This is a genomic window from Chromobacterium sp. W521 (assembly GCF_052805975.1).
This window is the reverse complement of the sequence record NZ_JBRBAF010000005.1, coordinates 231,531-248,098: the sequence shown is the minus strand read 5'-3', so window position 1 is coordinate 248,098 and position 16,568 is coordinate 231,531. Positions and strand designations below refer to the sequence as shown.

Annotated in this window: 23 protein-coding genes and 1 tRNA gene; 4 read left to right on the top strand and 20 right to left on the bottom strand. The window is 61.7% G+C overall.

Annotated features, from left to right (window positions below):
- The first annotated feature begins 30 nt into the window (after positions 1-30).
- Positions 31-426 carry a LuxR C-terminal-related transcriptional regulator gene (locus ACUXV1_RS09640; RefSeq protein WP_446015272.1) on the top strand — a complete coding sequence of 132 codons (396 nt, stop codon included), beginning with the start codon at positions 31-33 and terminating at the stop codon, positions 424-426.
- A gap of 52 nt (positions 427-478) precedes the next feature.
- Positions 479-682: a hypothetical protein gene (locus tag ACUXV1_RS09635; RefSeq protein ID WP_162788046.1), complete on the top strand. Its 204-nt coding sequence runs from the start codon at positions 479-481 to the stop codon at positions 680-682.
- Between the two features lie 47 nt (positions 683-729).
- Here ACUXV1_RS09635 and ACUXV1_RS09630 read toward each other — a convergent pair whose 3' ends face one another.
- The 19 genes from ACUXV1_RS09630 to ACUXV1_RS09540 form a co-directional block, all read right to left on the bottom strand.
- The gene (locus ACUXV1_RS09630; protein ID WP_446015271.1) at positions 730-1,170 is read right to left on the bottom strand and encodes a tail fiber assembly protein; all 441 of its coding nucleotides are present in this window, start codon (positions 1,168-1,170) and stop codon (positions 730-732) included.
- A 5-nt stretch (positions 1,171-1,175) separates the two neighbouring features.
- Positions 1,176-2,813, bottom strand: a complete 1,638-nt coding sequence (locus ACUXV1_RS09625; protein ID WP_446015270.1) for a gp53-like domain-containing protein — start codon at positions 2,811-2,813, stop codon at positions 1,176-1,178.
- Complete coding sequence (locus ACUXV1_RS09620; RefSeq protein ID WP_446015268.1) at positions 2,810-3,376, bottom strand: phage tail protein I; 567 nt, start codon at positions 3,374-3,376, stop codon at positions 2,810-2,812. Before ACUXV1_RS09620 ends, ACUXV1_RS09625 begins: the two co-directional genes overlap by 4 nt.
- Positions 3,373-4,260, bottom strand: coding sequence for a baseplate assembly protein (locus ACUXV1_RS09615; protein WP_446015266.1), 888 nt, complete (start codon positions 4,258-4,260; stop codon positions 3,373-3,375). Before ACUXV1_RS09615 ends, ACUXV1_RS09620 begins: the two co-directional genes overlap by 4 nt.
- A 2-nt stretch (positions 4,261-4,262) precedes the next feature.
- Positions 4,263-4,616, bottom strand: a complete 354-nt coding sequence (locus ACUXV1_RS09610) for a GPW/gp25 family protein (protein ID WP_446015265.1) — start codon at positions 4,614-4,616, stop codon at positions 4,263-4,265.
- Positions 4,613-5,284, bottom strand: coding sequence for a phage baseplate assembly protein V (locus ACUXV1_RS09605; RefSeq protein ID WP_446015264.1), 672 nt, complete (start codon positions 5,282-5,284; stop codon positions 4,613-4,615). The genes ACUXV1_RS09610 and ACUXV1_RS09605 overlap by 4 nt, the downstream gene beginning before the upstream one ends.
- A 194-nt stretch (positions 5,285-5,478) precedes the next feature.
- A complete protein-coding gene (locus ACUXV1_RS09600; protein ID WP_446015263.1) occupies positions 5,479-6,054 on the bottom strand; it encodes a hypothetical protein in 576 nt (191 codons plus the stop codon).
- A 205-nt stretch (positions 6,055-6,259) separates the two neighbouring features.
- Complete coding sequence (locus ACUXV1_RS09595; RefSeq protein ID WP_446015262.1) at positions 6,260-6,715, bottom strand: phage virion morphogenesis protein; 456 nt, start codon at positions 6,713-6,715, stop codon at positions 6,260-6,262.
- Entirely contained in the window at positions 6,696-7,166 is a 471-nt protein-coding gene (locus ACUXV1_RS09590) for a phage tail protein (RefSeq protein ID WP_446015261.1), read from the bottom strand. Before ACUXV1_RS09590 ends, ACUXV1_RS09595 begins: the two co-directional genes overlap by 20 nt.
- The gene (locus tag ACUXV1_RS09585; protein ID WP_446015259.1) at positions 7,150-7,356 is read right to left on the bottom strand and encodes a TraR/DksA family transcriptional regulator; all 207 of its coding nucleotides are present in this window, start codon (positions 7,354-7,356) and stop codon (positions 7,150-7,152) included. The genes ACUXV1_RS09590 and ACUXV1_RS09585 overlap by 17 nt, the downstream gene beginning before the upstream one ends.
- Positions 7,353-7,610: an Rz1-like lysis system protein LysC gene (gene lysC, locus ACUXV1_RS09580; protein WP_446015258.1), complete on the bottom strand. Its 258-nt coding sequence runs from the start codon at positions 7,608-7,610 to the stop codon at positions 7,353-7,355. The genes ACUXV1_RS09585 and lysC overlap by 4 nt, the downstream gene beginning before the upstream one ends.
- A 303-nt stretch (positions 7,611-7,913) precedes the next feature.
- Positions 7,914-8,705, bottom strand: coding sequence for an N-acetylmuramidase domain-containing protein (locus ACUXV1_RS09575; protein ID WP_446015257.1), 792 nt, complete (start codon positions 8,703-8,705; stop codon positions 7,914-7,916).
- Positions 8,696-9,004: a phage holin family protein gene (locus ACUXV1_RS09570; RefSeq protein ID WP_446015256.1), complete on the bottom strand. Its 309-nt coding sequence runs from the start codon at positions 9,002-9,004 to the stop codon at positions 8,696-8,698. Before ACUXV1_RS09570 ends, ACUXV1_RS09575 begins: the two co-directional genes overlap by 10 nt.
- Positions 9,001-9,369: a putative holin gene (locus ACUXV1_RS09565; RefSeq protein WP_446015255.1), complete on the bottom strand. Its 369-nt coding sequence runs from the start codon at positions 9,367-9,369 to the stop codon at positions 9,001-9,003. Before ACUXV1_RS09565 ends, ACUXV1_RS09570 begins: the two co-directional genes overlap by 4 nt.
- 4 nt (positions 9,370-9,373) lie before the next feature.
- Entirely contained in the window at positions 9,374-9,586 is a 213-nt protein-coding gene (locus ACUXV1_RS09560; protein ID WP_446015254.1) for a tail protein X, read from the bottom strand.
- Entirely contained in the window at positions 9,586-10,068 is a 483-nt protein-coding gene (locus ACUXV1_RS09555) for a head completion/stabilization protein (RefSeq protein ID WP_446015252.1), read from the bottom strand. Before ACUXV1_RS09555 ends, ACUXV1_RS09560 begins: the two co-directional genes overlap by 1 nt.
- Positions 10,069-10,163: 95 nt before the next feature.
- Complete coding sequence (gene gpM / locus ACUXV1_RS09550) at positions 10,164-10,838, bottom strand: phage terminase small subunit (RefSeq protein WP_446015250.1); 675 nt, start codon at positions 10,836-10,838, stop codon at positions 10,164-10,166.
- Complete coding sequence (locus ACUXV1_RS09545; protein WP_446015249.1) at positions 10,835-11,860, bottom strand: phage major capsid protein, P2 family; 1,026 nt, start codon at positions 11,858-11,860, stop codon at positions 10,835-10,837. Before ACUXV1_RS09545 ends, gpM begins: the two co-directional genes overlap by 4 nt.
- A 30-nt stretch (positions 11,861-11,890) precedes the next feature.
- The gene (locus ACUXV1_RS09540; protein ID WP_446015248.1) at positions 11,891-12,730 is read right to left on the bottom strand and encodes a GPO family capsid scaffolding protein; all 840 of its coding nucleotides are present in this window, start codon (positions 12,728-12,730) and stop codon (positions 11,891-11,893) included.
- 148 nt (positions 12,731-12,878) lie between these two features.
- Here ACUXV1_RS09540 and ACUXV1_RS09535 point away from each other — a divergent pair, with 148 nt between their 5' ends.
- Together ACUXV1_RS09535 and ACUXV1_RS09530 are read left to right on the top strand one after the other, a co-directional pair.
- A complete protein-coding gene (locus ACUXV1_RS09535) occupies positions 12,879-14,645 on the top strand; it encodes a terminase ATPase subunit family protein (protein WP_446015247.1) in 1,767 nt (588 codons plus the stop codon).
- Positions 14,645-15,676, top strand: coding sequence for a phage portal protein (locus ACUXV1_RS09530; RefSeq protein ID WP_446015246.1), 1,032 nt, complete (start codon positions 14,645-14,647; stop codon positions 15,674-15,676). Before ACUXV1_RS09535 ends, ACUXV1_RS09530 begins: the two co-directional genes overlap by 1 nt.
- 486 nt (positions 15,677-16,162) lie before the next feature.
- Here the strand turns inward: ACUXV1_RS09530 and ACUXV1_RS09525 are convergent.
- Positions 16,163-16,257, bottom strand: a tRNA-Sec gene (locus ACUXV1_RS09525).
- Between the last annotated feature and the right edge of the window lie 311 nt (positions 16,258-16,568).

Below are 16,568 nucleotides of genomic sequence, written 5' to 3'. Positions count from 1 at the left end.
CGCGCTCTGGAGAGAGCGGACACGCGGGATATGCTCACGTTGTTGGATGTCATCGCGGAAATCGCGAAAGAGAAAGCGCCAGCACATTTGCGGATCCGGCTGGCAGACGATTTGCGGCAGGTGCTGGCGGACGCCGCATTGCGGCAACAGGTGCAGGCCCAGCGATTAGGACAGTTAAGTGATGCAGAGGTGTACGTAGTTTTACTTATCGCCGCTGGGCGCAGTTATCGTGAGGCGGCGCAGGCGCTGGGGATTACCGAGCGCACTATCCGCGCGCATGTGGAAAATTCCTTTATAAAACTTGGGTTTAAATCTGAGGTAGGCAAGCGGCAGGATGTGCGCGTGCTGGTGGCGCACATTTTTTTACCGGAGGTTATGCAACGTATTGGCTTAAACGACAATATCAAACCTGTAACTATTTCGTAAAAATAGCGTCTTGGCATTTAATTGCCTAATTGAATAATAAATGAGGTTAGAAATGCACAATCGTTCTGTTGCCAACACCTTGAATCCCCTGATTGGGGATGACCCACGCGAGACACTGGAAAACCTCTGCGTGTGTTTGGCACACCTGGGGGAAACCCTGGCCAGCCATCATGAAGACCCGTCGATCCACTTCTTTGCCGTCAGCGCCGCCGCGGCGCTGAGGTATGAGGCGGAGCAGATCCAGCACGCCGCTTGATAGCGGCCTGCCGGCAACGAGCAAGCCCCGCGAGTGCGGGGCTTGTGTCATTTAGTTTCCGGTGGCGTGGGCCAGTCGATCTTGCTGGGGAAGCCGGGTTGTTGCGGTACGCGTGACAGCTCCACCCGGTAGCGCCGCCAGGCCGCGAGATTTTTCGACTCGGCGTCGGTTGCCATTTTCAGATCGAATGCATCCTGCAACGGCATAATGGCTGAGTCTGCAATCGCGCGCTCTTGCTTCAGCTTGAATTCAGCCCTTTGCAAATCTTGTTCTTTTTTTTGGCTTGGGGTGAGGGCGGGTGGTGAAACCTTTTTCACCTCCCCATCCAAAATAACCCAGTCAAACTCAGACGCTGAAAGCGTTTTACCAAACACGTCCTCTTCTACAGGTATCGCATCGTCAGGGATATCGTTACCATGTACTAGCACATCATAGCGGGTGGCCAATTTTCCAGTCTTGTCAAACTGCAAATAAAATCGATTTTCCATTTTAATTAATGCCCCGTTGCAATGAAGCTGCAATACCCACCTGTGGAGAGATTGCCGCCTCCCGACCACAAGAATTTTGTTCTATCCACCACCTTATATACCATTCCAAAGTTCGCCTCAAATCCACCAATGGTACTGGCTTCGAAACTCTGGACCAGCGAGCAACAAGCATTCGGAAAGGCTATCGGGAAATATCGGTAATCCGTTACGTGTTGAGACTCGGCGACATAGCCCCATTGGATGATTAATCCGGATGGCAGTTTTTGATAGCCATTCACCCCCGCCATGAAGCCACTATTCCCATTTGACCACAGCTCTTGATATGCAGACCATGATAGCGGATTTGGGCCAGGCGCCCCCGATGCCATAAATGCGCGGCCATTGCTTATGACAATCATGGCTGATGGACTATTGACATCATAACGCATCCAGTTTGCGCCATCCCAATACGCATTCTGGCAGACATGGGCGTCATTTGGAGAGTTTAAGAAACTGAAGCGCTCAGCATGCAAGGCCAAGCTGCCGCCGAAATTTCTAACTTTACTAGTACTGCCGTCGAAATGGATATCCCCATTAATTGCAGGCACATTCTTTGTCAAAAACTGGCCATCCACCTCTTGCTTGGTGTAGGCATCAGTAATGCCATATCCTGCCAGACTGCTCGCCTGGTCAGGCTTTTTTGCAATCTTTCTGTCCATGGATGTGATGAATTGAGGGTCGTTGCCAATGGATGCGGCTATTTTTTGCAGCGTCTCCATTCCTGCCGGAGCATTGCCAAGTACGCCGCCAATCGCATTTTGCAAATCCCATTTGCTGGCGGCATCCGAAATGCCATATCCGGCCAAGGTGCTGGACTTGTCCGCCTTGGCGTCTGGGTTAAAGTTTCCAGCATGCCAAATTTGGCTATATGCGGGCCAGCTCACAGGGTTATTGCCCGAGCTTGCCTCGGCAACACAAGCTTGACCATCATGCACAACAAGCATGGCTGACGGCTTTGATGTGTCATAACGCATCCAGTTGACGCCATCCCAGTATGCATTCTGGCAAAGATGGGAATCCAGCGCGGACTCTACAAAGCTATAGCGCCCGGCATGCAATGCCAAACTGCCGCTGAAATTTCTAACCAGGCTGCCTGCATTTCCATCAAATGAGATATCCCCGCTGACCGTTGGGGCGTTTCTGGGCAATGCATCCCCGATGCCATAGCCCGCCAGTGTAGTGGGCTTGCCTGAGGTGATTTTGCTCCATTCCAGTGCCGGGATATCGGCTGAGGCCAGCGCGCGGCCGGCCGTGACGCGGCCTTTGGCGTCCACGGTTGTCATAGGCCAGGTGCCGGGTGTGACTCCGCTATTGGCCAGCGTCAGCGGGCCGCTGACGTTGCCATTGCCGTCAAAGGTGACGCTCCAGCTGCCATCGCCGGTGATGGCGATGTTGCGCGGGGTTTTGAGGCGGCCGGCGTATTCGGCTGTCAGCGCGCCGGACACGATGTCGTCGATCTGTTTTTTCAGAAACTCGGTGCGTTCCAGCAGTTCGGCCGGCGCGCGGTTGAGTGGGCCGCCTGGGCCGCCGAGCAGCCGCTCCGTTACCTCGTATTGAGTAACTGTCGGGAAGCCAGGATCTTTTGGGGTAGGTAGCGCGGTCATGCGTTTATCACTCCTGCGGTGTATTTGCCAGTTGCCTGGGCGTAGCCATTGGCGATGAGCGTGGCGCCTGTAAAGTCCAGCCCCCACAGCACGCAGCGGGCGGGGGCGATGTCGTAGAGGATGCGGCGAGCCGCCTCGGCCTGATTCACGTCCAGCAGCTTGTCGATGCGGACCCGGTATTCGGCCCAGCCATCCGGGTCGCCTGCGGTGCAAAAGCCATCCGCTGTCATTGCGCCATCCGCCAAGTATTGGTTATTGCCTTCATCAATCCGCACTTCGCCAAGCCCGGTATCGCGGAACACCTGGCGCACGGCGGCCATCGTGCCCTTGTGGCGATGCACGTCGATGGATGAGCGGATCAGTGCACGCACTTGTGGCACGGTGGCGGCGGCGCTGAGGTTTTCGACGCTGCGTTCCCAAGCTAGCCATGGCAATAACGCATCCGGGCAGCGCGCGCTGTCGGAGATGCCGCGCAGCGGCGACGGGTTGATGCCGGTTTGCAGCGTATCGGCCAGCGCCGTCTCCAGCGGCGTGGCGTTGGGTGGCAGCAACTGGCGGCTCATGACGCCACCTTGACGGCGATGCAGTCGGGAAACTGGCCAACACCGCATTGCACATCCCCCGCCGGGCTGGCCAGGATGACCCGGTCTATGCCTGGCACATGCAGCGCGGCGTCGATAGCCGAACGCGGCACGCTGCCGCCAATCTCGCGCCGCTGGGCCAGCATGGCCGCTAGGCGCTGGCGTGCGCCGTCCGCGCCGCCGCTGATCGACTCGCCGTCCGGCTGATAGATGAGCCTGGCGTCGATCTGGAAGGCCAGGGGCTGCGCGGCGCGCACTTCCACGGTATCGCACAGCGGCCGAACGTGCTCTACGTTGAGCGTTGCGGCAACGGTGTCGCATAGCCCCTGGCTGGCGGTGCCCGTTTGTCCTAGCAGCCAGACGCGCACGCGCCCAGGAATGGGGGTGTCGATGCCAACGTCAGCCACCTCGGCCGATGCGCTGAGCGCGTGGAAACGGTACGCGCCGCGCGGCCCCGCGGCGGCGAGTCCTTCCAGTGCCATCTGGCAGCGGTAGCGCAGGCGCGCGTCCGACTCCCATATCGCTTCGGTCGGCGGGTTGGCGTCTGGGTTGGCCGGCTGGATCAGCAGCCGCTGCACGTCATAATCGGCGGCGCGGTTGTCCAGGTCGGTGCCAGCGGCGTAGGCCAATAGCGATGCTTTGGCCGCCTCGTTGATGCGTTGGCGTTGGAGCAGGTCCAGATAGGCGGCCAGCTCCAGGAATAGGGTGAGCGATTCGCTCTCCAGCTGCAGCGCGCTGGCGATGCTGTCGCGCAGCTCGGCCGGCGCCAACTGCAATAGCTTGGCCTTGTATTGCGCCAGCAGCGTTTCGTAGTCCAGCGGCTCGATGACGGCCGGCGCGGGCAGGCGGGTGAGGTCGATTGCCATGGTCAGCCTCGCACGGGAATGGAGTAGGCCAGGGGCTGGCCGCTGTCGCGGCGCTTGGCTTCGATGTTGATAGTGAGGTGGCCGGCCTGGTCGCCGGTGCCGACGGACAGCAATACGCGCGACAGCTCGATGCGCGGCTCCCATTCGGCCAGGGCCATCACGCTGGCAGCCATGGCCTGCATGCGGGTTTTGCCGTTGAGCGGCTGGTCGATCAGCTCCGGCAGCAGCGAACCGAATGTCCGACGCGCCAGGCGCGAGCCGCGCGGCGTGGTGAGGATGCAGGCGATACTGCGGCGCAGGTGATCATCACCGCTCAGGCTGCGGCCGGTGGTGGGGTTCAGGCCGATGGCGTTCATTGGTTCGGCCCTCCCGTGTTGCCGCCGTGGGCGTCCGGGTGGGTGTGGCCATCCAGCACCACGCCATTAGACGCCAGTTTGCCGCCACTATGGTTGATGCTGCCGCTGATATGGGTGGCCCCGCCGGCGCCGCCGGAACCGGACATACCGGCCAGATAGCTGAACAGGCCGGACACGGTGGCGCGGGCCTTGGCGAATACATCGCCCAGCACGGTCAGCTTGCCTTGGATGGTGACGTTGCCGGTAAACAAGGACTCCGGGCAATCCACGGTGACGTGCTCGCCCGCTTGCACGACGGCAGTTTGAATGCCGGTGACGGACAACGCGCTGGTGGCGTGGTTGTAGAGGACGCGGGCGCCGTCCGGGTAGACGGTCAGATGCTTGTCCGGGCTGCTGGAGGGGGCGTCAAAAGCATCGGAATAGATGGCCAGCAGAGCGATGCCGCCGGCCGGATCGCCGCTGGGGCAGAGCAGCACTATCTGTTCGCCTGGAGTGGGCGGGTTCCAGTCGCGGGTTTGCCCGGCGCGGCGCGCGCCCCAGGGCAACCAGTTGCTGGTCAGCGCGCCGGTCTGGACGCGCACGCGCCGCGCGGCGTGGTCCACCTCGGCAATGGTGCCGAGGCGGATCAGCGACTCGATGCGGCGGGAGAGGTCAGCGAAATTATCCATGCCGGCCAGTTTGCACAGGCCGGCGCGGGGTGTCGCGCGGTGGATGTTGTGTGGAGGGTTGGCACAACTGCTATTACATTGGCGGCTAAATCTTGCACCAGTAATTGCCTAGTACATTAATCAGTAATGGGTTGATTGTTTTGAGAGTTGTTTGGATTGATAGAATCCCAGCGCGTGGGGCGCTGGGATTTAATTTAGAACCAGCTTGATATCCACGATCCGATAGAGTTGAAAGTGGATTTTATACTGCTCCAAGCATTTGCAACCCACTCGACAACTGACTGAACAATGCTTGAAACAAATGATGCTATTTTTTCAAATAGATTTTGAAAGAATATGCCTGCCAGATCTAATACACCCATGATGGCGGCTTGTGCTTCAGGATGAGCTTCGCCTATTCGCAGAGCTTCATCGTATACGCGATCCACATTGTCAATTGCCTGCCGTTTGGCCTCTTCTCTCTTTCGATTAAGCTCGTCTTTGAAACGCGTTTGTGCTGAGGCGTCGGTTATGACGCTGTCTTTGTATGTTTGAGTGGAGTCCGTAATGCCTCCCTCAATATCTGAGCTTTCCTTTTGGGCTAGATTTTGGCTGTAGAGTTGCAATCCGGCAACAACTTCTTGGTCGTTGTTGGATAGGCCTTTTGTTTCTTGATTCTGATGGAATGTGATATGTTCTTTGCTTGGAATGTAGCGAGAAATTTTTTCATTCTTAATGTTGTTTTTGTAGTGGTTGCGCATTTCATTCAGTGCTAATGCAAAGCTGCTCATTTGAATCTCCTGTGGGTTAATTGTGTTTGGCCTTGGGGGCTGATTTGGCCAGCTAGTATTCTAGGATGAGCTAGCTAATTGTTTCCTGTTATTTGGTACAGGTTCTAACTTTTGCAAGAGCTGATTTTAAATTTATTTTTGTGTTTTGAATTCTGTTTTGTTTGAATTGCTTTAATGTATGTTTACGTACGTAATGTACTTGTTTTCAATTTATCTGTTTGGCTAAATGGGCTATTACTAATGAGCGTGTTAAATTTAAATTGATCTCGTTCAAGCCCAGCAGCTCGCGCGCCGGGTATTGCGCCTCGCGGTGGGTGTGGCGGCTGATGCGGTCGCGCAGGCCGTATTGGTGTACGCGGGCGATGCGCTCCACCTGGCGTATAAAACCGACCTCGACACCGCCAGCGTTAGCCTCGATCTTGAGCCAGCGTGCTGTGCGCAGCTTGGCGAACATCTGGCGGCGGATGCGGCCCTTTTGCTGGCGGTATTGTGGCTGACGGGGGGCAAAGTCGCTGCCGTCCGGGTTTTGCTGGGCAGCGATGCGCTGTTGCTGGCTTTGCCGCAGCGCGCGGCCAATGTCGCGGGCCAGGGCGCGGCGAGCGGCCGGCGCCACCTTGTGCAGCAAGCCGGACAGTTCAGATTCAAGCCGGACGATTGTCATCGACGGTTTCGCCCTTCACGGTGATGGTCCAGCATTCGACGCCAGTGAACGGTTTGGCCGGTTCGCCGTAGTGGGTGGCGGTGACGTTGCCGTCCTGGCCCACGTCCACGCGCACGCCCTCGGACAGCCGCAGGATGATTTGCACATCCACGGCGGTGGCGCTGATCCACTCCACTTCAAAGCGGAAACCCTTTTCCAGACGCTCCGGGTTTTGCACCAGCGGCGGTTCGTTCTGCTCGATCCAGGCGCGCAATGGAATGACGAGCTGATCCAGATGGCCGGTGAAATCGGTAATGACCAGCTTCAGCGTGTAGCGGTAGCCGAAATGCAGCCGGCCCGGCGCGGTGACGATGCCGCCATCCTCCACCAACATGATCAGGCGGTCGGGGTTGTCGCGCAGCTCCGGCAAGGCGGCCTCGATGGCGCGGCGCAGGTCAGCGGGCTTGTTCATGATCTTCCTGGCACTGCACGCAGCGGGTGCAGCCGGCGACGATGCGCTGGCGCGCTTCTGGGATCGGTTCGGCGCAGTCTTCGCAATGGCTCAGGCTGGCGCCGTGGGCGAGGTGGGTGAACTGGCGGGCGAGGGCTTCCTCGCGCTGGCGTTGCTCCAGCGCCTGGGCGCGGTCATAGAAGTCAGTCATGGTGTGTTCTGTTGGCAATGGATGATGCTGTTGATCTGCGCGGCGCAAGACTCAAGCGCCGCCCGGTGTTGCTGCCAGCTGTCGGCCAGCTGAGCGTTGGTCTTTGGCGTCAGCGCCGGCAGCGAGCAGGCTGTCACCGCCGGGCAAGGCTGGATCAGCCGCGGCGGCGGGTCGCTGGCCGGCGGTGTTGAGCAGGCGGGCAACAGGGTCAGGGATAGCAGCGCGACCCCAGGCGATAGCGTCAGGCGTGGCATGAATGGCGGCCTCCAGTTTCGCCGCGGCGGCGGCGTGTTGACGGGATAGGGCAGACAGCTGGCCGGCCAGCTCGCGGTTGGCGGCGATCTGCAGCTTGATGTCGATATCCTGGGCGGCCAGTTGTTCGCCCTGGGCGCGGTTGCGCTCGGCCAGCGTGGCGTTATCGCGCTGGGCGGTAGCCAGGCGGGTGGCCTGGCGCTGGAGCTGGCTGTTTTGCTGCCATAGGGTGTAGCCGGCCAGCAGGGCGGCAGCGAGCAGCAGATTGAACAGCACACGCCGCACAAACGGGAGCAGGGCGGCGATCATGCGGCCAGCCTTTCCGCCCGCTCATAGGCGGCCTGCAGCTTGGCGTCGTAAAGGTTTTCACGGTAGGCCGGGCCGTTGTAGAGCCGGGCCACGGCCGCCCATTTCTTGGCTTGCAGCGCTTTGAGCAGCGCCGGCTCGGCCAGGACGAAGCGCACAAAGGCGTCGAGCTGGGCCGGCTCGCCGGACTCCATCGCCAAGCGCCATTCGGACGCACCGACATAGTCCAAGCGCTGCCAGTGATAGCCCATGATCTGGAACGCGCCCCAGCTGCATGACTCGATGGCCAGCTGTTCGCCGCCAATGAGGGCCAAGCTGGCGAAGCGCGCCCACTCGGCCGCGCCGCCGGCATAGCCGCCGCGAGCCTTGTTGCAGAGGGCCGGGTATTGCGCGGCCAGGGGGCCGGCTTGCTTGCCGGCGCGCTGATAGGCGATATGACGCTCCAGCAGGATGACGGGGCGGCCATCTGCCAGGAAGCCGGAGCCGCGCGACTCCACCGCATTGACGGCCTTGACCACGGACACGCCGACGCCCAGGCGCTCGGCAGCGGCTTGCAGATCGGCTTCGCCCAGCTGACGACGAGGGCCAGCTTGGCCCGCCAGCGCCGCTATGGTTTTGGCGCCGGCGATGCCGTCCACCACCAGACCGTCGCGGCGCTGGAAGGCGGCCACGGCGGCTTCGGTGGCGTCGCCATACCAGCCATCGACAGTCAGCTTGGCGCCGAAGGCGGCGAGCCGCTGTTGCAGCGCTTGCACGTCCAGGCCGTGCGAGCCTTTCTTCATCAGATCCATGTGGCTTTCCTCAGCAGCATGGCCAGCCGCGATTGGCGCGGGCTGCCATTGCGGAACAGATCCACCACGTTTCCGCGCTGGGCGATCAGCGCCAGCAGCAAGGCCAGGTTGATGAACAGCTGCGGTAGATCCGCCAAGGAGGCATGGCCGAACAGGCGCAGCACCGCCACCGCGCCGGCGACGACGATCAGCAGGTAGGCCAGCAGACTGGCCCAGGGGCGGTGCGCGCTGCTGCCGCGCTGAAAGGCCAGCAGCACCAGGGCGAGCAGGGCGGCGACCAGGATGTGGGCGCAGCTCACTTGCCGCCCCCTTTCATGCCGCGCACGGCGGCGGCCGGATCGTCGGCCAGCCGGATCAGCCACAGCAGCACCTTGACGGCGAGGGCGGCGGCGAGCAACGCGCCCACGCCGGGACTGGCGTCGATGGGCAGCCAGCGCGCCAACAGACTGGCTACGCCGGCGGCGGCGACCAGGCCGGCCAGAAAGCTGACGATGAAGAATCCAGCCCGTTTGATCAGGCTCAGGCTGTCTGAGCTGAGCACGAATACGGCCGCGCCGGCGAAGGCGCCCAGCACAACGGCGGCGTCGATGCCGGGCAACATAGCCAGGCCGGCGACGACGGCCAGTGTGACGGTGGTGGCGGTACTGCTTACAGGTTCTGCCATGGTGTTAGTCCCATAGGTTGATGAGGATTTGCGCGGGCGCCGGGTCTGCCGGCAGGTCCGGCAGTTGCACCAGCACACCGCTGGGCAGGACCGGGCCACGGTCGGCCAGCCCTGGGTTGTGTTGCAGCAGCAGTTCCACCACGCCGCGGGTTTTGCCGTAGACGCGCCAGGCGATGGCGTCCACGCTGTCGCCCTGCATGGCGCGGATGGCTCGCATCAGATCAGCTCCACCGTGCAGCGGCCGACGCCCATCAGGGCACGGAGGGCGGCGCGAGCATCGGCGCGCAGTTGTTCAGCGGTGTCGTCCAAATCGTCCGCCCGCTGGCGTGCTGCGCCGGTGGCGTCAAACGAGCGGTAGCGCTCGGCCAGGTCCGCCGCTGCGGTGGCGTAGACCGCGCGCCGCCAACGCTGCACCAGCACCGATTCGCCGTCGATCTGCTCTGCGTCGAGGTCGGCCAGCGCCAGCGCGCCGCCGGCGATCTTGGCTACGCGCCAGCCGGCCAGCTCGCCGTTGACTGCGGCGATGGCCTCGATCAGTGCGCCGCGCAGACGGGCGGCGGTGACGGTGCCGTCGTAGCGCATGGCGGCGCGGAAATGGCTGGGCTCGACGTCCGGCCAGAAGCGGCTGGACGTGATGGGCTGGCCATCGTCCGGCGCGGGTGTGCTGCTGGGCGTGGCGTTGACGGTGTTGATCTGCATGGCAGTTGTCCTGATGGGTGACGGTGGAGGGGGCTTCGGCCGTGGGCGGGTGCCTGGCGTCCACCCCCTGCCGTCAGTCGCGCGGGGTCGCTCGGCTACGCCTGGCCGCCGGCGGGCGGCGGGGCGCTGTTCTTGATGGCGCGCTCGATGCGCTCGATGTCCTTTTTGACGCCGACCCGGTTGTCCAGCTGCTGGGCGCGGCGGAGATGTTCCAGAGCGGCGGCCGGCGCATGCTCGGCCAGGATCAGGCCGGCTTCCTTGAGCAGCTTGGCGCGCACTTGGTCCGGCATATCGTGCTTGTCGGTCAGCTCGGCGGTGTAGGTCAACGTTTGCAGATCGAAGGGCTGCTGGCCGTCGCGGGCGCGCTTGGCGGCGTCAGCGATTTCCTCGGCGACGACGGTGGAGGTGGTGCGGCTGAACTGGTCCGGCAGCGGCAGGCCGTGGACCAGCGCGTATTCGGCGATGTCCAGCGCGCCGGCGTAGTCGCCGGCATCGATGCGCCACGTCATGACCGTCATCAGCACGTCGTCGGGCTGGCCGCGGCCGCCTTCCAGCGCGCCTTCCACCCAGGGGGCGTAGTCGGGCAGCACTTCGCGCTTGACGGCGGCCTTGCCTTCCATGGACTGGATTTGCTTCAAGCGACGCTTGTCCTCGGCCAGTTTGGCCAGCATCAGCTCGTAGGCGGTGCAGTTAATCGGGCCGTCTTCCGCGGCCAAGGCCGAAGCCTTGGCCGCGCTGGCCCGCTGGTAGTGGGCGCGGGCGTGGCTCATGCCGCTTTCACCAGCTCGATGTTTTCCACCAGGCAGCCGGCCTCGTAGCGCTCCACCACATAGGCTTCGTTATTGCTTTCGTAGTTGGCCACTTGGTTGAAATCCGGTTCTTCGCGCAGATGGCGGCGGCGGCTGCCGTTCTGGTAGTAAATGGACAGATTGGACAGCGGGGTGATCAGCATCGCGCCGGCCGGGAAGAACGGCACGGTGACGGCCGGCAGATTGCCGACGCGCTTCTGGCTGGTGACGACATCGGCCGCCAACTGCTCGCTGGGCTTGTTGTCCTGGTTGACGATGGGGAAGTATTTGTCATGCAGCAGGTCGCGGCCCAGGATGACCACCAGCTCCGGGTTGCCGGCCAAGGTCGGGTCGATCATGCCGGCCACGGCGTCCATCACCAGCGCGTCGAGGTTGGCGTAGTCACCGCCGTGGCCGATCAGCACTTTGCCCGATCCCTTCTTCACTTCCGCCATCACGCGTTCCGGCGCTTTCTCGCGGTAGTGCTGCAGCCAGCCCTTGTTGACGTCCTGCAGCAGCGGGTATTTCACGCGGTCGGTCTGTTCTGCCACGCTGATGCCGTTGAAGCCGATCATCATGCGGTCCAGCCCCTGCTGCTTGACGATGACGTCGCGCAGCTTGGTCTGGAAGTCGGGGAACTTGGCCCAGGCGTCCAACTGGACGTAAGGGATGGCGGTGTCGAATTCGGTGAACTCGCAGCGATACTTGTGGCTGTTCAGGTCCGCCAGATTGCGCGGGCGGCGCGGGTTGGTTGGCGTCACCTTGGTGCGGCCGGCGATGGTGCCGAACACGCCCAGGCCCAGCTTTTCGCCTTCCAGCTCATCGACGCCGACGACGTTGATACGGGACAGGAATTCGCTCGACTCTTGAATGCGGGTTTCCAGCTTTTGCTGGATGGACGGCTGCACGCTGAAGGCGTTTTTCACCGCATCGGCAGTGACGCCATTCAAGCGGGCGATCTGGTCCAGCAGTTGGGTGAACACATTGCGGGTTTCGGTTTTCATGCGGTGTGGCTCCGGAGAATAGGGTAGGGATCAGCAGTCGGTGACGATTTCGGCTGTGCCGCCGGTGGCGGTGGTGCGCGCCGGCGTGGTGGATTGGCTGCTCAGTTTGGCCACCAGCTCGTTGTGGGCGGTTTGCTGGGCAGCGAATTGCTCGCGCAGCTCGGCCAATTGGTCTGCAGAGGCCACGCTGCTGAACTGCTCCAGCATCTGGGCCTGGCTTTCGGCGATGGTTTGCACGGCAGCGGACAGCTCGGCGGTGTCAGCGCTTTGGCGTCTGGAGAATTTGCCCAGGACACCCTTGATCTTGTCGCTGAAGCCGGCCAGCGCGCTGGCGCTGTCGTCCTCAAATTCCAGACTGCATTCGATGGCGGCGGTGAACAGGTTTTCCGGCGATTGTTTGCGATGGGCGAGCGGGTTGATTTGAGCGCCTGCGCAGAACTTCAGCATGTCAGTGCCCAGGCTGGCGGGGCTATCCGTTGCGGCCAAACCTACCAAGTACGCCTCGCCCGAATTGGCAAAGTTGGGCTGGATTTCGATAGAGGTGTAAACCTTTTGACGCTTCACGTTGACCAGATCCACTAGGCCCGGTGTTGGGTCAATCTGCGCCATCAGTTGCAACTTGCCTTCAGCGTTTTCTTGGGTTTTGAGTGCAACGACATCGCCATACATGCCGAACGGGCCATCCGGCATGATGCCGCGGACGTGTTCGATGTTGACGCGGGCGCCGTAGCGTTCCGGGTTGTAATTTCGAGCCATCTGCTCGATGTCTTGGCGGCTGATCTCGCGGCCGTCAGTGGTATCGCCTTCGGTGGCGATACGGAAGAATTTCGACTTCTTGCCGGTGGGCTTCGGTTTGTCTTGGCTTGCCATGGTTTGCGGTCCTCGGTCGGGTGTCTGTCGTGGCGATGCGCCCATATTCCGGGCCGCGCGGGGTGGGGTCGAGCGGTGGCTGTTGTGTGGCGCGCAGGCACAACCGGCAGGCAAAGAAGTGCGCCGGACAAGCCGGCAGACTGCCGGCATGGATACTCAAACCCTTATCGCCGAGCTGGACCTAGACCCGCGCCGTCTGGCCCGCGCCTTGTATTGGCAGGGCTGGCGCGTGGCGCGCATTGCCGAGCATGTGGGCGTGAAAGCGGCGACGGTGCACAGTTGGAAGCGGCGCGATGCCTGGGACGGCTCCGACCCGGCCGACCGTATCGCGTCCACTATCGAAACGCGGATGCAGCAGCTGATTCTGAAAGAGGACAAGGAAGGGAAGGACTTCAAGGAAATCGACTTGCTGGGCCGCCAGGTGGAACGACTGGCGCGCGTGGGCAAGTACAGCCAGACCGGCAAAGCGTCGGATCTGAACCCGAACCTCGCCAACCGCAACGCCAAACCTAAACGCCAGCCGGAACGGAACCCGATTACCGACGAGCATAAGGCGCAGCTGGTGGCGGCCTTCCTTGATGGCATGTTCGAGTATCAAAAACACTGGTACAGAGCAGGCCGGCAAGAGCGCATCCGCGACATCCTCAAAAGCCGGCAGATCGGCGCCACTTACTACTTTGCGCATGAAGCGCTGATTACCGCGCTGGAAACCGGGCGCAATCAGATTTTCCTGTCCGCCTCCAAGGCCCAGGCGTTCCAGTTCCGTTCCTATATCTGTGACTTCGTGAAGGACGTCACCGGCGTCGAGCTGAAGGGCGAAGTGATCAAGCTGCCCAACGGCGCGGAGCTGTCCTTCCTGGGCACCAACAGCCGCACGGCCCAGGGCCGCCATGGCGATTTGTATGTGGATGAATACTTCTGGATTCCGCGCTTTCTGGAGCTGCGCAAGCTGGCCAGCGGCATGGCCAGCCAGAAGATGTACCGCCAGACGTATTTCTCCACGCCGTCCGCCATGTCGCATGAAGGTTACAAGGTGTGGACCGGCGAGCATTTCAACCGTGGTCGGCCCAAGGCGGAACACATCAAGCTGGACGTGTCGGCCCAGGCGCTGGCCGGCGGTGTGCGCGGTCCGGATGGCCGCTGGCGCCAGATCGTCACCATCATCGACGCGCTGGCCGGCGGCTGCGATCTGTTCGACATCGACCAGTTGCGGCTGGAGTACAGCCCGGAAGAGTTCCTGCAGCTGTTCATGTGCCAGTTCATCGACGACGGCGCCAGCGTGTTTTCCTTCGCGGCGCTGCAGCGGGCGATGGTGGACGCCTGGGCCGAGTGGGACGACTTCAAGCCCTTTGCCGTGCGGCCGTTTGGCCATCGCCCCGTCTGGCTCGGTTATGACCCCAGCCATACCGGCGACAGCGCGGCGCTGGTGGTGCTGGCGCCGCCGGCGGTGCCGGGCGGCAAGTTCCGCATCTTGGAGCGAGCGCAATTCAAGGGTATGGACTTTGCCAAGCAGGCGGACTTCATCCGCCAACAAACCCTGCGCTACAACGTCGAATACATCGGCATCGACACCTCCGGCCTGGGCACCGGCGTTTATCAGCTGGTGAAGCAATTCCGGCCGGACGCGGTGGCGATCAGCTACAGCGTGGAAGTGAAAACCCGGCTGGTGCTGAAAGCGCTGGACGTCATCAACAGCGGCCGCTTGGAGTTTGACGCCAGCCATAACGACATCGCCGCCGCCTTCCTGTCGATCAAGAAAACCTCTACTCCCAGCGGGCGCGGCGTTACCTTCGCCGCCGGCCGCTCCGAAGAAACCAGCCACGCCGATCTGGCGTGGGCCACCATGCACGCCCTGGCGCACGAGCCGCTTGAGGGCGCGACTTCCACTAATACCAGTTTCATGGAGATTTTCTAATGGCCAAAGCGCGTAGCCGCAACCTTACCCAGCAGCCGTCGACGCCGCTGGTGCCCGCCAGCACGCCGCTGGCGTTTTCCTTTGGCGAGCCGGTGCCGGTGTTGGACCGGCGCGAACTGATGGACTACCTGCAATGCGTGGACAATGGCCGCTGGTACGAGCCGCCTGTCAGCTGGGACGGCCTGGCGCGCAGCCTGCGCGCCAACGTCCACCACGCCAGCGCGCTGACAGTGAAGCGCAATGTGTTGGTCAGCACCTTCAAGCCGCATCGGCTGCTGAGCCGGTCGGCGTTTAGCGCCTGGCTGATGGATTATCTGGTCTTCGGCAACGCCTATTTGCAGGCCATCACCAACCGGCTGGGCGGCATCATGGAGCTGAAGCCGGCGCGCGCCAAGTATGTGCGCCGGGCTAAAGACCTGGCCGGCTTCTGGTGGGTGCCGGGTTTCGATCAGGAGCAGCCGCTCGCCGGCCAGGTTCTTCACCTGATGGACGCCGACATCAATCAGGAGGTGTACGGCCTGCCGGAATACCTGGCCGCGTTGCAATCGGCTTGGCTAAATGAGTCCGCTACGCTGTTCCGCCGCAAGTATTATCTGAACGGCTCGCACGCCGGTTTCATTCTCTATATGACCGACGCCGCCAATAACGAGCAGGACATCGACAATCTGCGCAAAGCGTTGAAGGACAGCAAAGGGCCAGGCAACTTCAAGAACCTGTTCATGTACGCGCCGAACGGCAAGAAAGATGGGCTGCAGCTGCTCCCCATCAGCGAAGTGACGGCGAAGGATGAATTTCTCAATATCAAGAACGTGACGCGCGACGACGTGCTGGCCGCGCACCGGGTGCCGCCGCAGCTGCTGGGCGTGATTCCTGGCAATGTCGGCGGCTTTGGTGACGCGCCCAAGGCGGCCGGCGTGTTCTACGAAAACGAGATCAAGCCGCTGCAACTGCGGCTGCAGGAGGTCAACGACTGGCTGGACGAGGAGGTGATCCAGTTCGGAGAGTACGCGCTGGCCACCTCCCCAGGTTGAGGCCAGACCATCGTCCTACCAGCCCCGCGATGCGGGGTTTTTTTCATTCGCCTATGACGGTCTGTGCTATTTCGGGCCGAGAAGGAGGCCCACTAGCCCCCAGCGCGCGCCATCGAAGCCCCGCCTCGCCCCCGCGCTTCATGTGTGGGAAATCATGCACCTGCATGAACGCCCCGCAAGCGCTCTAGGTGCGGGGTTTGCCGCGGCTGGCGGGGGGCCGGCACTCATGCGCTTTCATGCGCGCTATGCATGCAATCGCGGCAAGAGCGTAGACTTTCAGCAGAGGACAAGGGGCTGACCGAATTTGATGCACAAAACGCCATATATAAGGAATGATAGGGCGCTGGAAAACTTGTGCGATAGTTGTGCGAATTTCGAAGCCGCGGCAAGCCGTTCAAGGCCGGCGGCGACTGGATGGATACAGCCTGAAAGGCCTTTGCCTGCTTGGCTTTCCTTGGCTTGTCGTGGTTTTCAACGGCTGGGAACTGGCGGAAGAGAACAGGAGTCGAACCTGCCCGGGACCGCTGGCGGCCCCATCTGATTTTGAAGACCAGCCGCCCCACCGGGGACGAGTCTCTTCCAGAGTGCGAACGGACTATTGGCCCGCTGGCGTCAAGCCGACGCCAGCGGGCATTATATCGCGGAATCGCGATAAGCCAATTTTATGCCTTATAAATAAAATGAATTTCTAGACAGAGCCTCATGCCATTAGAATGGATGGCCCGCTGCAATGCGCCGCAAGAGCGCGCGGGTCATTCCGTCTACTGAGAATAAAGGAAATCAGCATGAAGCACCTTCTGTCTTTGTTTACCCAGCTTTGCCATGTCGCGGGACGTCCGGGGCTGCGCCGCGGCAAATGAACCTATCGCCGGCGAGGCCGGCGGAGCGAAGC

Bases quoted from the DNA above. Each gene is read 5' to 3' on its own strand.
- ACUXV1_RS09640 (WP_446015272.1), top strand. From the start codon at position 31: ATGCTCACGTTGTTGGATGTCATCGCGGAAATCGCGAAAGAGAAAGCG.
- ACUXV1_RS09635 (WP_162788046.1), top strand. From the start codon at position 479: ATGCACAATCGTTCTGTTGCCAACACCTTGAATCCCCTGATTGGGGAT.
- ACUXV1_RS09630 (WP_446015271.1), bottom strand. From the start codon at position 1,170: ATGGAAAATCGATTTTATTTGCAGTTTGACAAGACTGGAAAATTGGCC.
- ACUXV1_RS09625 (WP_446015270.1), bottom strand. From the start codon at position 2,813: ATGACCGCGCTACCTACCCCAAAAGATCCTGGCTTCCCGACAGTTACT.
- ACUXV1_RS09620 (WP_446015268.1), bottom strand. From the start codon at position 3,376: ATGAGCCGCCAGTTGCTGCCACCCAACGCCACGCCGCTGGAGACGGCG.
- ACUXV1_RS09615 (WP_446015266.1), bottom strand. From the start codon at position 4,260: ATGGCAATCGACCTCACCCGCCTGCCCGCGCCGGCCGTCATCGAGCCG.
- ACUXV1_RS09610 (WP_446015265.1), bottom strand. From the start codon at position 4,616: ATGAACGCCATCGGCCTGAACCCCACCACCGGCCGCAGCCTGAGCGGT.
- ACUXV1_RS09605 (WP_446015264.1), bottom strand. From the start codon at position 5,284: ATGGATAATTTCGCTGACCTCTCCCGCCGCATCGAGTCGCTGATCCGC.
- ACUXV1_RS09600 (WP_446015263.1), bottom strand. From the start codon at position 6,054: ATGAGCAGCTTTGCATTAGCACTGAATGAAATGCGCAACCACTACAAA.
- ACUXV1_RS09595 (WP_446015262.1), bottom strand. From the start codon at position 6,715: ATGACAATCGTCCGGCTTGAATCTGAACTGTCCGGCTTGCTGCACAAG.
- ACUXV1_RS09590 (WP_446015261.1), bottom strand. From the start codon at position 7,166: ATGAACAAGCCCGCTGACCTGCGCCGCGCCATCGAGGCCGCCTTGCCG.
- ACUXV1_RS09585 (WP_446015259.1), bottom strand. From the start codon at position 7,356: ATGACTGACTTCTATGACCGCGCCCAGGCGCTGGAGCAACGCCAGCGC.
- lysC (WP_446015258.1), bottom strand. From the start codon at position 7,610: ATGCCACGCCTGACGCTATCGCCTGGGGTCGCGCTGCTATCCCTGACC.
- ACUXV1_RS09575 (WP_446015257.1), bottom strand. From the start codon at position 8,705: ATGGATCTGATGAAGAAAGGCTCGCACGGCCTGGACGTGCAAGCGCTG.
- ACUXV1_RS09565 (WP_446015255.1), bottom strand. From the start codon at position 9,369: ATGGCAGAACCTGTAAGCAGTACCGCCACCACCGTCACACTGGCCGTC.
- ACUXV1_RS09560 (WP_446015254.1), bottom strand. From the start codon at position 9,586: ATGCGAGCCATCCGCGCCATGCAGGGCGACAGCGTGGACGCCATCGCC.
- ACUXV1_RS09555 (WP_446015252.1), bottom strand. From the start codon at position 10,068: ATGCAGATCAACACCGTCAACGCCACGCCCAGCAGCACACCCGCGCCG.
- gpM (WP_446015250.1), bottom strand. From the start codon at position 10,838: ATGAGCCACGCCCGCGCCCACTACCAGCGGGCCAGCGCGGCCAAGGCT.
- ACUXV1_RS09545 (WP_446015249.1), bottom strand. From the start codon at position 11,860: ATGAAAACCGAAACCCGCAATGTGTTCACCCAACTGCTGGACCAGATC.
- ACUXV1_RS09540 (WP_446015248.1), bottom strand. From the start codon at position 12,730: ATGGCAAGCCAAGACAAACCGAAGCCCACCGGCAAGAAGTCGAAATTC.
- ACUXV1_RS09535 (WP_446015247.1), top strand. From the start codon at position 12,879: ATGGATACTCAAACCCTTATCGCCGAGCTGGACCTAGACCCGCGCCGT.
- ACUXV1_RS09530 (WP_446015246.1), top strand. From the start codon at position 14,645: ATGGCCAAAGCGCGTAGCCGCAACCTTACCCAGCAGCCGTCGACGCCG.